This window comes from Streptococcus sp. HMSC074B11, assembly GCF_001808705.1.
Taxonomy (GTDB): domain Bacteria; phylum Bacillota; class Bacilli; order Lactobacillales; family Streptococcaceae; genus Streptococcus.
In genome coordinates, this window is sequence record NZ_KV794305.1 from 1 (window position 1) to 202 (window position 202).

1 protein-coding gene is annotated in these 202 nt (G+C 39.6%); it reads right to left on the reverse strand.

Annotated features, from left to right (window positions below; all coding sequences use genetic code 11):
- Positions 1–202 (reverse strand): hypothetical protein (locus tag HMPREF2619_RS09290; protein ID WP_148130394.1); only part of this gene is annotated, 202 nt, incomplete at both ends.

Here is a 202-nt window from a genome sequence, read left to right on the forward strand (position 1 = left end):
CTTCCAAACGTTTAGTGAAGTTGAATTCGATGTCAACTGGAACACTATTTACACGTTTTTCAGTTGGTTTGTTTGGTTTTTCAACCTTCTTAGTTGTTGGGTTGTAGTAGTTAACAACTTGAGCTGCAGTATTTTCGATATCCACACCGCCAGGAACGTCTGCGTTCACTGTTGCTGGAATATCAAATTTATAGTAGCGTCC